At 75.6% G+C, this 12557-nt stretch carries 15 protein-coding genes and 1 pseudogene; 5 read left to right on the top strand and 11 right to left on the bottom strand.

Features of this window, described 5'->3' with window-relative positions:
- Positions 1–250: 250 nt before the first annotated feature.
- Positions 251–908: pseudogene (locus JOE61_RS22735) on the bottom strand (CapA family protein); the annotation flags it as partial.
- Between JOE61_RS22735 and JOE61_RS21845 the strand changes: the two are divergent.
- Complete coding sequence (locus JOE61_RS21845) at positions 903–1136, top strand: hypothetical protein (RefSeq protein ID WP_239553330.1); 234 nt, start codon at positions 903–905, stop codon at positions 1134–1136. The pseudogene JOE61_RS22735 and the gene JOE61_RS21845 overlap by 6 nt on opposite strands.
- A gap of 75 nt (positions 1137–1211) precedes the next feature.
- Here JOE61_RS21845 and JOE61_RS17765 read toward each other — a convergent pair whose 3' ends face one another.
- The 3 genes from JOE61_RS17765 to JOE61_RS17755 are packed head-to-tail and all read right to left on the bottom strand — an operon-like array spanning position 1212 to position 4584.
- Entirely contained in the window at positions 1212–2900 is a 1689-nt protein-coding gene (locus JOE61_RS17765) for a PhnE/PtxC family ABC transporter permease (RefSeq protein WP_193667591.1), read from the bottom strand.
- Entirely contained in the window at positions 2897–3661 is a 765-nt protein-coding gene (locus JOE61_RS17760) for a phosphonate ABC transporter ATP-binding protein (protein WP_193667592.1), read from the bottom strand. Before JOE61_RS17760 ends, JOE61_RS17765 begins: the two co-directional genes overlap by 4 nt.
- The gene (locus JOE61_RS17755) at positions 3658–4584 is read right to left on the bottom strand and encodes a putative selenate ABC transporter substrate-binding protein (protein ID WP_193667593.1); all 927 of its coding nucleotides are present in this window, start codon (positions 4582–4584) and stop codon (positions 3658–3660) included. Before JOE61_RS17755 ends, JOE61_RS17760 begins: the two co-directional genes overlap by 4 nt.
- Positions 4585–4706: 122 nt before the next feature.
- On the opposite strand from JOE61_RS17755, the gene JOE61_RS17750 reads away from it, so the two are divergent.
- Together JOE61_RS17750 and JOE61_RS17745 are read left to right on the top strand one after the other, a co-directional pair.
- Complete coding sequence (locus JOE61_RS17750) at positions 4707–5330, top strand: TlpA family protein disulfide reductase (protein WP_193667594.1); 624 nt, start codon at positions 4707–4709, stop codon at positions 5328–5330.
- 9 nt (positions 5331–5339) lie between these two features.
- Complete coding sequence (locus JOE61_RS17745) at positions 5340–6236, top strand: cytochrome c biogenesis CcdA family protein (protein ID WP_204797299.1); 897 nt, start codon at positions 5340–5342, stop codon at positions 6234–6236.
- 50 nt (positions 6237–6286) lie between these two features.
- Here the strand turns inward: JOE61_RS17745 and JOE61_RS17740 are convergent, their stop codons facing one another.
- Genes JOE61_RS17740 through JOE61_RS17725 form a run of 4 tightly spaced genes read right to left on the bottom strand, consistent with a single transcriptional unit; the run spans position 6287 to position 10323 of the window.
- The gene (locus JOE61_RS17740) at positions 6287–7471 is read right to left on the bottom strand and encodes an FAD-dependent oxidoreductase (protein ID WP_204797298.1); all 1185 of its coding nucleotides are present in this window, start codon (positions 7469–7471) and stop codon (positions 6287–6289) included.
- Complete coding sequence (locus JOE61_RS17735) at positions 7468–8334, bottom strand: DUF1295 domain-containing protein (protein ID WP_204797297.1); 867 nt, start codon at positions 8332–8334, stop codon at positions 7468–7470. Before JOE61_RS17735 ends, JOE61_RS17740 begins: the two co-directional genes overlap by 4 nt.
- Positions 8335–8374: 40 nt before the next feature.
- Positions 8375–9631 carry a cation:proton antiporter domain-containing protein gene (locus JOE61_RS17730; protein ID WP_193667596.1) on the bottom strand — a complete coding sequence of 419 codons (1257 nt, stop codon included), beginning with the start codon at positions 9629–9631 and terminating at the stop codon, positions 8375–8377.
- On the bottom strand, positions 9628–10323 hold the full coding sequence (locus tag JOE61_RS17725; protein ID WP_193667597.1) for a TVP38/TMEM64 family protein: 696 nt from the start codon (positions 10321–10323) through the stop codon (positions 9628–9630). Before JOE61_RS17725 ends, JOE61_RS17730 begins: the two co-directional genes overlap by 4 nt.
- A 36-nt stretch (positions 10324–10359) precedes the next feature.
- Between JOE61_RS17725 and JOE61_RS17720 the strand changes: the two genes are divergently transcribed.
- Positions 10360–10779 (top strand): DUF1801 domain-containing protein, encoded by a 420-nt coding sequence (locus tag JOE61_RS17720; protein ID WP_193667598.1) that lies wholly within the window; start codon positions 10360–10362, stop codon positions 10777–10779.
- Positions 10780–10829: 50 nt separating this feature from the next.
- Here the strand turns inward: JOE61_RS17720 and JOE61_RS17715 are convergent, their stop codons facing one another.
- From JOE61_RS17715 to JOE61_RS17705, 3 genes are read right to left on the bottom strand one after another with little or no spacing between them, the layout of a single operon-like run.
- Positions 10830–11363 (bottom strand): glycine cleavage system transcriptional repressor, encoded by a 534-nt coding sequence (locus JOE61_RS17715; protein WP_193667599.1) that lies wholly within the window; start codon positions 11361–11363, stop codon positions 10830–10832.
- 41 nt (positions 11364–11404) lie between these two features.
- A complete protein-coding gene (locus JOE61_RS17710; RefSeq protein WP_193667600.1) occupies positions 11405–11671 on the bottom strand; it encodes a metal-sensitive transcriptional regulator in 267 nt (88 codons plus the stop codon).
- Positions 11671–12093: a DUF302 domain-containing protein gene (locus tag JOE61_RS17705; protein ID WP_193667601.1), complete on the bottom strand. Its 423-nt coding sequence runs from the start codon at positions 12091–12093 to the stop codon at positions 11671–11673. The genes JOE61_RS17710 and JOE61_RS17705 overlap by 1 nt, the downstream gene beginning before the upstream one ends.
- 153 nt (positions 12094–12246) lie before the next feature.
- On the opposite strand from JOE61_RS17705, the gene JOE61_RS17700 reads away from it, so the two are divergent.
- Entirely contained in the window at positions 12247–12549 is a 303-nt protein-coding gene (locus tag JOE61_RS17700) for a rhodanese-like domain-containing protein (protein ID WP_193667602.1), read from the top strand.
- Positions 12550–12557: the final 8 nt, after the last annotated feature.

Genomic DNA, 12557 nt, shown 5'->3' with positions numbered 1-12557 from the left:
CGAGGCGTGTGCAGGAGCGCAGGTCGCGCCACCGGGCGTGGCCGTCGTCGCGGGCCGCTCCCTGGAGCAGCCGCGGCTGGCCGCCGCCCGCCGGGATGGTGGCCGGCCGGAACGTCTCGCGGCGCACCTCGCCGTCGACGACCCGTAGCCGCAGCACCCCGGTCTGCGGCCGTCGGCCGTGGTACCAGAGCAGGCCACCCAGGCCGTAGCCCACGTAGGTGTCGTCGAGCATGCCGGCACCCTGCAGCTGGTGGGCGTGCGCGCCCACCACGACGTCGGCGCCGGCCTCGCCCAGCGCGGCCGCGAGCCTGCGCTGGTCGCCCGTCGGGCACCGGGCGCCCTCCTGTCCCCAGTGCAGGTAGACCACGACGAGGTCGCCGGCCCGGTCGGCGCGGCGCACGGCGCCCCAGCAGCCGCCGCGGCGGGTCCTGGCGGGCCGCGGCGAGGCCAGGGCTGTCGGCGCCGGCGGCCCAGACATCGTCGGCGCTCTCGCGCGGCGAGGCGTCGGCGGCCAGCACGGCCACCGTGGTGCCGCCGACCTCGACCCGGTGCGGCCGGTGGGCCGTGCGGGCGTCGCGGCCCACACCGACCACCGCGACCGGGGCGTCCCGGGCGGTCCGCAGCGTCTGCCGCAGCCCGGCTCGGCCGTGGTCGGCGCCGTGGTTGTTGGCCATCGAGACCACGTCGACGCCGGAGCGCGCCAGGAGGTCGAGCGCGGCGGGAGGGCTGCGGAACCAGTAGCGGTCCCCGGGGTCCTCCAGCTCCTTGCGCGTCGGTGAGGTCCGGGTGGTCAATGCGCTCTCGAGGTTGACGATGGCGACGTCGGCCTCGCGCAGCACCGTCGAGACCGGGCCGAGCGTGGCCCTGGGCCGCTCCAGCAGGGCGCGGACCCCGGCCTCGAAGTGCACGTCGCCCCCGATCGCCAGCGTGACGACGCCGCTGGGCCGCGGCGCGCCGGCGGCGTCGCCGTCGGCCCCGTCCTGGGCCGCGCCGCGTCCCTGCGCCGCCTGGCCCGGGGCGGTGCGCTCGCGGTCGTCGGGGGCCGACCGGTCGTCGTACCGCTGCGCGGTGACAGCCAGCACGGCGACGACGAGCGCGCACACCACAGCCAGGACGATGACGCGACGTCGCTGTAGGGACATGTCTTGGCCTCCCCCTCCATCCTCCGAGGGGCCTCCAAACGAGGCCTGCAGGAGTCCCCGGCGGCCCGGTCAGGCGGCCAGCGCGCGGCGGATCCGGCGCCCGGCGAGCTCGGCGGCCACCGACACGGCGAAGGAGGCCAGCAGCAGCGTGGTGACCACCGGGAACCGGAACAGGTTGAGGTTCTCCTGCAGCAGCCGGCCCAGCCCCGCAGCGCCCACGACCCCGACCACCGCGGTGTCGCGCACGCAGATCTCGAAGCGGTAGAGCGTGTAGGTCACCAGCGACTGCGCCCCCGCGGGCACCGTGGCGGCCAGCCCCGCCACCGAGCGGGCCACCCCCACGTCCTGCAGGGCCGTACGCGGGCGCAGCGGCACCGACTCCCACGCCTCCGCCACCAGGCGCCCCAGGATGCCGCCGGTGTAGAGCCCCAGCGCGACGGCGCCGGGCAGGATGCCGGGGAAGAAGGCCAGCAGCGCGACGACGGCCCAGACCGTGGGCGGCACCGAGCGCAGCGCCAGCAGGAGCAGCCGGGCCACGCCCCAGGCGCCCCAGCGCAGCACCCCGCCGCCTCGTCCGTCCCGGTCGCGGCGCGGCCGCGAGGCCAGCGGACCGACCGCGAGGGTCAGCACCACCGCGACCGCCATGGCCAGCACCGCCATCGCGATGGTGTCGAGCACGCCCGCGCTCAGCGTCGACCACCCACCCGGCGGCAGGGCCGGCGGCAGCAGGTCGTCGACCAGGCGCCCCGACAGCTCACGGGTGCGCTCGGAGAACAGCCCGGCCCAGGAGACGTCGGCGTACCACCAGGCGACCACGAGCATCGGCAGCAGCGCCCACCCCGACCACCGCACCCACCGCGAGCCGGTCGCCGGTGCGCCGGTGCGCCCGCTCGACCAGTCCGAGCAGCTGGCCACCGCCAGGCCGGTGCGCACGCGGGTGCTCCACAGGTCGACGACCGCCGAGAGCAGGAGCACCGCCCCGATCAGGGTCCACACCTCGTCCCAGTTGCGCGACTGCAGGCTCACCACGAGCTCCTGGCCCAACCCGCCGACCCCCACGACGCCGAGGATCACCGCCGACCGGATGGCGCACTCGAACCGGTAGAAGGCGTAGGACAGCAGCAGTGGCAGCGCGCCGGGCAGGAGCCCGTAGGCCAGCGCCGGCACCGGCGCCGCGCCGGCCGAGCGCAGCGCCTCCAGGGGGCCGCGCGCGGTGGAGTCGAGGGTGTCGGCGACGACCTTCGCGGTCTGCGCGCCGAACGGCACCGCGATGGCGACCACCGCGGCGAGCGGGTCGAGGCCGAGCACGCTGACCAGCAGCAGCGCCCACACGAGCTCGTGGATCGAGCGCGCAGCCACCAGCACCCCCCGCAACGGCAGGCGTACGACGCCCACCCACCGGCCGGGGCGCTGGCCCCAGGCGACGTCGCTGAGCACCAGCCCGCCCACGGCGCCGAGCACGAGCGCCCCGGCTGTGCCGAGCAGCGCGAAGGCGACGGTCACCAGCAGCGCGCGCCAGACGACCGCCAGGAACTCGGCGTCGAGAGCGGGGTCGAGCGCCTTGCCGAGGAGGTCGTCGACCAGCGCGAGCCCGCCGGTGTTGACCAGGTCGACGCTGCCGTCGAGGGTGCGCAAGCAGGCCCAGGCCAGCGGCAGCACCACGACGGCGAAGGCGACCAGTCGGCGCGCCCGGACGCTCCGAGCGCTGGCGCCCCGACGCGGTGCGGTGCGCGACGGCGCTGCGTCGAGGGTCGTCACAGGACGTAGAGCTCCTCGAGGTGGTGCTCGGCGAGGTCGGGAGCGGCGACGTCGAAGGCGATGCGGCCCTCGCGCAGCCCGATGGCGCGGGTGCAGTGGGCCCGGGCCAGGGCGGGCTGGTGCAGGCTGACGACGAGGGTGGGGGCGGCGGCGCCCTGCTGCTGGCCGACCTCGGTGAGCAGGCGCAGGACCTCCGCGGCCCGCGCCGGGTCGAGGCTCGAGACGGGCTCGTCGGCCAGCACCAGCTCGGGGCGCTGCAGCAGCAGCCGCGCGATGGCGACCCGTTGCCGCTCGCCGCCGCTGAGCCGCTCGGTGCGCTCGTGCACGGCCCAGCCCAGGCCCACCTGCTCGAGCACGCCGCGCACCTCGGCCATCCCGGTGGGCCACACCAGCGAGCGCAGCGCGGTCGCGGTGCTCATCCGGCCCAGCCGACCCGCGTTGACGTTGTGGAGGACCCGCACCTGCTCGACGAGGTCGAGGCGCTGGTGCACGGTGCCGATGCGGGCCTGCAACCGGCGTCGCGCCCGGGCCCCGAGCAGGTCGGGCCGCTGGTCCAGCAGCTCGACGGTGCCCCCGGTGGGTCGCAGCGAGCCGTTGAGCAGTGCGAGCAGCGTGCTCTTGCCGGCGCCGCTGGAGCCCAGCAGCGCGACCCGCTCGCCGCGGTGGACGTCGAGGTCGAGGTCGGCCAGCGCGTCGCGGTCGCCGAACCGGCGCGAGACCCTGGTGAGCCTGACGACGGGCCCCGCCCCGGCCTCGTTCACGCCAGCAGCCCCAGGTCCTTCGCGACCGCCTCGATCTGGTCGTAGTTCTCGTTCTCGGTCGGCACGAACGAGGTGGCCCCGAAGAGGTCGAGGACGGCGGCGTCGTCGGGGTCGGCGGGGTCGAGCCCGAAGAGCATCCGGGCGATGGCGTCGGTGGTGCCCGCCCCGAAGGTCTCGTCGAGGTCGGGGCGCGCCAGCCAGTGGTAGTCGGCGTACCCCGGCGTGCGCCACAGCACCACCACGTCGGAGAGGTCGACCTCGCCGGCGTCGACGGTGGCCCGCCAGACCTGCTCGTTGACGGCACCCACCTCGAAGCTGCCGCTGGCGACCGCCTCGATCGTGGCGTCGTGCGAGCCGCTGAAGCCCGGCGCGCCCCTGAGGTCGGCGACGTCGAGCCCGGCCTGCTCCATGAAGTACTGCGGCATCAGGCGGCCCGAGGTCGAGGTGTCGGAGCCGAAGGTCAGGCTGTGCCCGCGCAGCGCGGTGAGCCCCTCGGTGTCGTCGAACGGCTCGAGGCCCGAGGCCGCGGTGGCGATGAAGAGGCTGTGGAAGTCGGCGTCGATGTCGCGCTGGGCGATGGCCCGGGCGCCCTCGACGCGGCTGCGGGCCTGCACCCCGGTCAACCCGCCCATCCAGGCCAGGTGGATGTCGCCGACCTCGAAGGCCCGCACCACGGCGGTGTAGTCGGTGACGGCCTCGTAGGAGACCTCGAGCCCGGTGGCGTCGGCAACAGCGTCGGCGACCAGGCCGTAGAGCCGGTTGAGCTGCTCGGGGTCCTGGTCGGGGATCGCCGAGATCCTCAGCACCGCGGTCGAGCCGCCCGACGCCCCGGCTCCGGAGCCGTCGTCGGTGCCGTCACCGCACGCTGCCAGCAGCAGCAGGCCGGCGGTGCCGCCCAGCAGGGCGCGACGGGTGGGGTTCATCGATGACGTCCTTCCGAGTGGTGGTCGCCGCCGCAGCATCCTGCCCCGCGACGGTGGAGCGCACCACCCCGGTCCGCCCTGCGGTCGGGGCGACCGCTGGGCGAGCGGCCTAGGCTGGCAGCATGAACGCGCACCGGCTCCGATCCGCCCGCACCGGCGCGGGGCTGGTGGTCGGCGTCCTGCTGCTCGCCGCCTGCGGCACCAGCACCGGTCCCACCACGAGCAGCGACACCACCGGCACCAGCACCGGCTCGGCGAGCCCGACGCCGTCGACCGCCCCGGACGACGCGGCCTCTCCCCCGGCTGCTGGCACGGCAGACAACCCAGGCAACCCCGGCAACCCGCTGTACGACGTCTCCTCGAGCACCGTCGACGGTGCCGGCTGGGACGGGGCCGACCTGGCCGGCAAGCCGGCGGTGCTGTGGTTCTGGGCGCCGTGGTGCCCCACCTGCCGTGCGCAGATCTCCGGCGTCGGCGAGCTCGCGAGCACCCACGGCGACGACGTCGCCGTCATCGGGGTGGGCGCGCAGGACGACGCCGACGCGATCGCCGAGTTCGCCGCCTCCGTCGACCCCGCGGTCACCAACCTCTCCGACGCCGACGGGTCGGTGTGGCGCCACTACGGGGTGACCGCGCAGAGCACCTACCTGGTCCTCGACGCCGACGGCGAGGTGCGCGCCGAGGGCTACCTCGACGAGGCCGAGCTGGCCGGGATCGTCGACGACCTGGTCGAGCAGGCCGGCTGAGGCTGCCCCGTGTCCGAGGGACTGCTCGCCGTCGCCCTCGGGGCCGGGATGCTGGCGGCCGTCAACCCGTGCGGCTTCGCGCTGCTGCCGGCGTACGTCTCGCTGCTGGTCGCGGGTGACGACTCCCCCGACCGCTCCCGCGCCGTGCTGCGCGCGCTGGGCCTGACCGGCGCGATGACGCTCGGGTTCTCGGGCGTCTTCCTGGTCTTCGGCCTGGCCGTGGCACCCGTCGTCTCGCAGGTGCAGCGGCACCTGCCGTGGGTGACGGTGGTCCTGGGCGTGGCCCTCGCGCTGGTGGGCGCGTGGCTGGTCGCGGGCCGCCGGCTGGTGCTGCCGTCGCTGCCGCGGCTGGGCCGCCGCCCACGCCGGGCACGGCCCCTGCAGCGGTCGTTCTGGTCGATGACCGGCTTCGGCGCCGGGTACGCCGTGGCCTCGCTGTCGTGCACCGTCGCACCGTTCCTGGCCGTCGTGGTCGCGGGCTTCCGCAGCGACTCGGTGCTCGAGGGCGTCGCGCTCTTCGCGGCGTACGCCGCCGGGATGGGCTCGGTGGTCGGCGCCCTGGCCGTGGCGACCGCCCTGGCCTCCCCCACCACCGTGCAGCGCCTGCGCCGCTCGGGCGCCTGGGCGCCCCGCGTGGCCGGTGCGGTGCTGGTCGTCGCCGGCGCCTACGTCGCCTACTACGGCTGGTGGGAGCTGCGGATCCTGGGCGGCGCGGACGCCGCCGACGACCCCGTGATCGGCGCCGCGGCGGCGCTGCAGCGCGCGATCGTCGACGTGGTCGGCGCGGTCGGGCCGGGCGGCTGGGCGCTCATCGTGCTCGCGCTGGTCACCCTGACCCTCGTCGTCTCCCGGCTGCGGCGCCGGGCCGCGCGGACCAGCGCGCGCCCGGCGGAGCGGGCTGCATGAGTCCCCGGCCGGCCGGGGACTCCTGCGCTTGTCAGGGGTTGCAACACCCCTCAAGCGCCAGAGCCCCCTGACAAGTCCGCTGGGCCGTCGCCGCGGCGTACGCCGCCGTAGATCGCGCGGCGCACCACCCACGGCTGCAGCACCCGGTCGAGCGCCCACCGCGGCACACGCGCACCGCGGCCGGTGGGACCGTAGACGCGCATCCCGTCGCGCTGCGGCCCGAGCACCGAGCCCCACCGCCGCCCGGGCACCAGCAGGTCGGCCAGCGGACGGCCGTCGAGGTGGGCGAGCACATTGCCGGCCAGCAGCCGGTGCCCGAAGTTGCGTGCCGAGCTGCGCAGCGGGTCGCTGGCGGCGACGTCGCCGATGGCGAAGACGCCCTCGCAGCCGGGCACCCGCAGCTGCGGGTCGACCCGCACGAAGCCGCCGTCGTCGAGCAGCGCGGGCGGCAGCCACCCCGTGTGCGGGCGCACCCGGCCCACGGCCCACAGCACGACGTCGGCCTCGACGGGTGGCTGGCCGGTGCTGAAGCGCACCGGCCCGGTCCCCAGCCGCTCGAGCCCGGCCGGGTCGGGCAGCACCGCGCGGTGCCCCGCGAGCAGGCGCACGCCGGCAGCCTCCAGACGTCCGCGCACGTGGGCCCAGGTGCGGCCGTGGTGCTGCGGCAGGGCCCGCTCGCCGGGGAAGGCCAGCCGGACCGACCGACCGGGCCACGTCTCGGCGATGTTGCCGGCGGCGCTGACCGCGGCCGCGCCGCCGCCGACCACCAGCACCGACCGGGCGGCGGCCAGTCGCTCGTGGTCGGCGCGCAGGGCCCGGGCCACCTCCGCGTCGTCGCGCACGGCGTCGGAGCGCCAGAACCCGTTGGCCACCCCGGTGGCCACCACCAGCACGTCGTAGCCGAGGTCGCGCCGCGCCCCGCCGGCCTGCTCGGCCTCCTCGACGGACACGCTGCGGGCGGCGGCGTCGAGCCCGACCAGCCGGCCGTGCACCACCGCGGCGCGCTCGAGCCGACGGAAGGCGGCGTACGGCGTGCGGTAGTCGCGCGACCACTCCTGGGGACGCGTCAGCCGCAGCCCGAGCTCCTGGCCGCTGACCAGGCCGGTGGTCGGCGAGACGCCGGTGACCTGCAGCGCCGGTCGCCGGCGCAGCAGCTCGACGGCGCTGAGCACCCCGGTGTCGCCGAGGCCGGCGACCACCACCCGGACCGGGCCGGGCGCCCGTCCGCCGCTCACCGCGGCGGGCGCGGCACCAGCGCCGGCACCCGGTCGATGACCTCCTGGTAGCCCGGTCGGCGCTCGAGGCTGCGCGCGTCCATCATCGGGATGCTCGCGCCGAGCAGGATCGCCAGCACCAGCACCGGACCCGGCAGCACCCACCACCACAGGTCGGGGGCGGCGGCGAGACCGAAGAGGGCCACCGACACCCAGAACAGCAGCTCGCCGAAGTAGTTGGGGTGCCGCGACCAGGCCCAGGGTCCGGTGTCGAGGACCTGGCCCGGCGTGCGGGCGCGGGTGAAGCGGTGCAGCTGGCGGTCGGAGACGTGCTGCAGCAGCACGGCCCCGAGACCGACGACCAGCGCGAGCGCGTCGAGCCAGCCCACCTCGCGCGCCGAGCGCGTCACCACCAGCACCGGCAGGGTGGCGAGGAAGACCTGGAGCGTCGGCACCAGGTGCACACCGGTCAGGTCGACGAGCAGGGCGGCTCGCGGGGCCCGCGCCCGCAGCAGCGGGTAGCGCCAGTCCTCGTGCGGCAGCCCCGGGTAGGTGATCGCCCAGTTGGCGGTCAGCCGCACCGCCCACAGGCCCACCACCAGCGCCACCAGGCCCAGGCGCACGGGGTCGGCGTCGGGGTCGCGCTCGACCCACCACCACGCCAGCAGCAGCGGCGGCGCGACGCTCCACCAGGCGTCGTAGCACGACGAGCTGCCCCACAGCCGGCTCCCGGCGAAGACGACCAGCGTCGCCACCACGTCGGCCAGCAGCGTGTCGAGCACCAGCCACGGCGTGGCGGGCCCGACCAGCAGCCACGCCAGACCGGCGCCCGCCGCGGCGAGGTAGAGGACCGCGATCCGCGCCAGCGACGCACCCTTGCTCATCCCGGCAGACTAGAACACGTTCTCGTTGGGTGGTGCGGGTTCAGGGCGAGAGCCGGCGCCGGGTCGGCATCTCGGCGGCCGCCCCGTGCTCGGCCCGGTCCCGGCCGACCTCGTCGAGCCGTCGCGCCAGCCGCGCCGACCACGTCGACGCGCTCAGCCCGTGCAGCGCCACGCTGAGCAGCACCGTCAGGCAGGCCACCTCGAAGACCGCCTCCCCCGTCGGGCCGCCGGCCTCCTCCACCACGAGCAGCGCGAAGAGGATCGAGGCCAGCCCGCGCGGGCCGAACCACCCCAGGAACAGCCTCGTCTCGAGCAGGGTCCGCGAGCCGGCGAGCGCGACCAGCACCGGCAGCAGGCGCACCACGGTCAGCGAGCACACGGCGTACGCCGCCGAGCGCCAGGTGACCTCGTCGAGCACCGGCCCCACCAGCACGGCCCCGAAGACCAGGAACGTGGTGACGGTGAGCAGCTCGCCCTCGTCCTCGGTGAAGTCCTGCACGTGCGCGCAGTGCCCGCGCGCGACGTGGCCGAAGGCCAGGCCGGCGGTGAAGGCGGCGATGAAGCCGTTGCCGCCCAGCAGCACCGCCCCGGCGTACGCCGCCGCGACGACGCCCAGCGCGGCCAACTGGCGGTAGACGCCCTCGACGGCCCCGGCTCGGGAGCGCCGGTCGAGGAGCCAACCGCCCACCAGCCCGGCGACCGCGCCCGCGCCGACACCGGCCCCGACCTGGGCCAGCGCCAGGCTCCACCACCCGTCGGTCCCGGCGCCGGCGGCACCGTCGGCCACCGCGACCGCCAGCAGCACGGTGACCACCGGCAGCGCGATGCCGTCGTTGAGCCCGCTCTCGACATTGACCGCCTGGCGGATGCGCACCGGCAGCCGCCGGTCGCTGACCACGGCCAGCCCGAGGGCCGCGTCCGTCGGCGCCAGCACCGCGGCGAGCAGCGCGGCCCCCACCAGCCCGAGCCCGGGCAGCAGCAGCGCGCCCGCGAGCGTGCCCGCGAGGATCGTCAGCGGCAGGCCCACGCCCAGCAGGCGCACCGGCAGTCCGAGATGGCGCCGCAGCTCGCGCAGGTCGATGCGGATGGCGTCGGTGAAGAGCACCAGCGTGAGTGTGACCTCGACGAGCACGGTGACGACCTCGCCGTCCAGCTCGAGGTCGACCAGCCCGGCAGCCCCGGCCAGCAGGCCGACGCCGGTGAAGACCATCGGCGCGGTGACCGGCGACAGGCTGAGCCGCGACGAGACCAGCGCGTAGCCCAGCACGGTCAGGGCCAGCAGCAGCAGCTCGCTCACGTGCCCGCCCCCTCGGCGTGTCCTCCCCGCAGCATCCGTCGACCGGCCAGCGCCGCGAGCACCGTCAGCGCCACGAGCACCGCCAGCCCTGCGAAGAGTCGCCCGGGGCTGGTGCCGAAGGCCCCCAGCGCGGCGTAGGCGATGGTGCCGGGCACCATCCCCACCGCGGTGCCGAGCAGGTAGGCGCCCAGGCCCAGCGGCACCAGGCCCGCCGCGTAGTTGATCGCCGTGTAGGGCACCACCGGCACCAGCCGGACCGCGACGACCGCGACCAGCCCGTGCTCGCGGAAGAGCGTGTCGACCCGGTCGAGGCGGCCCCCGACCAGCCGGTCGACGGCCTCACGTCCCAGCAGCCGGCTGAGCCCGAAGGCGACCAGCGCCGCCAGCATCGCCGCCCCCCACGCCAGCACCGCGCCGACGACGAAGCCGAAGAGCACCGCCCCCAGCGCCGTCATCAGCCCCTTGGGGGTCGGCAGCAGCGCGAGCGCGGCGTACCCCAGCACGAAGGCGAGCGGGCCCCACGCGCCGGCGTCGTCGACCCGCTCGCGCAGCGACGAGACCTCGGGCACCCGCCCGGTCGCCCAGGCCAGCAGGAGCGCCAGCACCAGGGCCCCCAGCAGCGCCAGTCGTACGACGCTGCCGCGCGCCGGGCGCGTCATGGGCGCCCGCGTGGCGTCGCCGGTCGGGTGCATCCGGCCACGCTAGCGGGGTCTGCGAGCATCGTGCCCATGGCCGACAGGGACACCCGCAAGACCCAGCCGACCACCGCGGACGTCGAGGCCTACCTCGACTCGGTCGAGCAGCCGCGCCGCCGCGAGGACGCCCTGGCGGCGCTGGCGCTGATGCGGGAGGTCAGCGGCGCCGAGCCGCGGATGTGGGGAGCCTCGATGGTCGGGTTCGGCCGCCAGGACTACACGACCGCCGACGGCAAGCAGCACCAGTGGTTCGCGATCGGGCTGGCGCCGCGCAAGGCGGCGCTGACGCTCTACGGGCTCACCTACTACGACAGCAACCGCGACCTGCTCGAGCGGCTGGGGCCGCACACGACCGGCAAGGGCTGTCTCTACGTCAAGCGGTTCGAGGAGCTCGACCACGAGGTGCTGCGCGAGCTGGTCGCGCGCTCGTGGGAGGCCAACCACTCGGGTTGAGCGACCTGGCGGGAAGGTTCGGGCCGGGTCAGCGGGAAGTTCAGGCCGGGTCAGCGCGAAGTTCGGGCCGGGTCGAGCTCGAGGTCGACCATCAGCTCGTCGGCGAGGCGCTCGAGGTCGGCGCGGACCTCGGCGTTGGCGCCGGGAGGCATCCGCAGGGTGGCGCGGGCCTCGAAGAGGGTGCCGCCGCCCATCGGGGCGTCGACGACGTCGGTGAGCAGCTCCTCGATGCCCACGCCGCGCGCGGCCAGCGCCGAGGAGATCTCGGCGACGATGCCCGGGTGGTCCTGGCCGACCAGGTGCAGGGTGAAGGTCGCGGGCCCGTCAGCGGGCTGGGCGTCGGCCGGCCCGGCGTCCTCCACGCGCACCGTGAGGCCCTCGGCGGCGAGCGCCGCGAGAGCCTCCTCGAGCCCGGCGCGCTGGGTGTCGGGCACCTCGACCAGCGCGATGCCGGCGAACTTCCCGGCCAGGCGGGTCAGCTGGCTGCGCTGCCAGGAGCCGCCGCGCGCCTCCACGAGCGCGGAGACGGCCGAGACCAGCCCCGGCCGGTCGTCGCCGATGACGGTCAGCAGCAGGGAGGCCATGGCCGCAGGCTACCGCCCGCGCGGGCCCCGGCCGGCGTGGCTCAGGCCAGCGCCAGGAAGAGCTTCTCCATCTTCTTGACGTCGACCCCGTCGAGGTCGTCGTCGTTGGCGGTCAGGCACTGCTGCAGGCCGGTGGCCACGATGGCGTAGCCGGCACGCGAGAGCGCCTTGTTGACCGCGGCGAGCTGGGTGAGCACGGACTCGCAGTCCGAGCCCTCCTCCATCATCCGGATCACGCTGGCCAGGTGGCCGTTGGCGCGCTTCATCCGGGTGATGATCGCCTTGATCTCGTCGGGCTCGAGGTCCATCAGGTGGTTCCTTCCAGGGAGGCGAGGGCCTTCGAGAGGCGCTCGCGGGCATCGGTGGCGACGCTGCGGATCGCGTCGCCGGCAGGACCGTCGGCGTCCCCGAGTCCCACCGACATCATGACGTCGGGGTCAAAGGCCTCGACGACGGTGGTGGTGTCGTCGAGCGCGCGCACGACCACGTTGCAGGGCAGCAGCGCGGCGATCGAGGGCTCGACCTCCAGCGCCTGGTGCGCCAGCTGCGGACGGCAGGCGCCCAGGATGACCTGGGGCGCGACGTCGACGTCGAGCTTCTTCTTCAAGGTGGCCTTGAGGTCGATCTCCGTGAGGACCCCGAAGCCGGCCTCCGCCAGCTGCTCGCGCACCGCCTCGACGGTCTCGTCGTACGGGCGGTCCAGGGTCGTGCTGATCGTGTAGCTGCTCATGGACGTCCTCTCGTCGAGTCGTCACCCGGACGGGTGACGTGGCTGCTTGCTCCACGAACTATACATCCCCCTAGGGGGTTGTGCTAGGTTGGCAAGCATCCCCCCCAGGGGTTCGAGAGCGAGCCCTCCCGACCACTTCGCAGAGGAGACGACATGCGAGAGATCGACATCGACCAGGCCGCCGCAGCGCTCGAGCAGGGCGCCACCGTGGTGGACGTGCGGGAGCCCTCCGAGTACGCCGACGGCCACCTGCCCGGCGCCGTGAACATCCCGATGGGCCAGCTGCCCGGCCGCACCGACGAGCTCGACAAGGAGACCACCACCTACGTGGTCTGCGCCTCGGGCAACCGCAGCGGCGCGATGACCGACTTCCTGACCGGATCGGGCTTCGACGCCGTCAACATCGCCGGCGGCACGTCCGCGTGGATCCGCGCCGGCCGTCCGACCGAGAAGTGAGGAGCACC

It is taken from the genome of Nocardioides salarius, assembly GCF_016907435.1.
Classification (GTDB): Bacteria; Actinomycetota; Actinomycetes; order Propionibacteriales; family Nocardioidaceae; genus Nocardioides; species Nocardioides salarius.
The sequence above is the reverse complement of the archived record's forward strand: the minus strand, read 5'-3'. Positions and strand labels throughout refer to the sequence as shown.

What these genes read in the sequence shown, in the direction of transcription:
- JOE61_RS17755 (WP_193667593.1), bottom strand. Translation starts at nt 4,584, where the DNA reads ATGAACCCCACCCGTCGCGCCCTGCTGGGCGGCACCGCCGGCCTGCTG.
- JOE61_RS17750 (WP_193667594.1), top strand. Translation starts at nt 4,707, where the DNA reads ATGAACGCGCACCGGCTCCGATCCGCCCGCACCGGCGCGGGGCTGGTG.
- JOE61_RS17700 (WP_193667602.1), top strand. Translation starts at nt 12,247, where the DNA reads ATGCGAGAGATCGACATCGACCAGGCCGCCGCAGCGCTCGAGCAGGGC.
- JOE61_RS17725 (WP_193667597.1), bottom strand. Translation starts at nt 10,323, where the DNA reads ATGCACCCGACCGGCGACGCCACGCGGGCGCCCATGACGCGCCCGGCG.
- JOE61_RS17720 (WP_193667598.1), top strand. Translation starts at nt 10,360, where the DNA reads ATGGCCGACAGGGACACCCGCAAGACCCAGCCGACCACCGCGGACGTC.
- JOE61_RS17710 (WP_193667600.1), bottom strand. Translation starts at nt 11,671, where the DNA reads ATGGACCTCGAGCCCGACGAGATCAAGGCGATCATCACCCGGATGAAG.
- JOE61_RS17715 (WP_193667599.1), bottom strand. Translation starts at nt 11,363, where the DNA reads ATGGCCTCCCTGCTGCTGACCGTCATCGGCGACGACCGGCCGGGGCTG.
- JOE61_RS17705 (WP_193667601.1), bottom strand. Translation starts at nt 12,093, where the DNA reads ATGAGCAGCTACACGATCAGCACGACCCTGGACCGCCCGTACGACGAG.
- JOE61_RS17735 (WP_204797297.1), bottom strand. Translation starts at nt 8,334, where the DNA reads ATGAGCAAGGGTGCGTCGCTGGCGCGGATCGCGGTCCTCTACCTCGCC.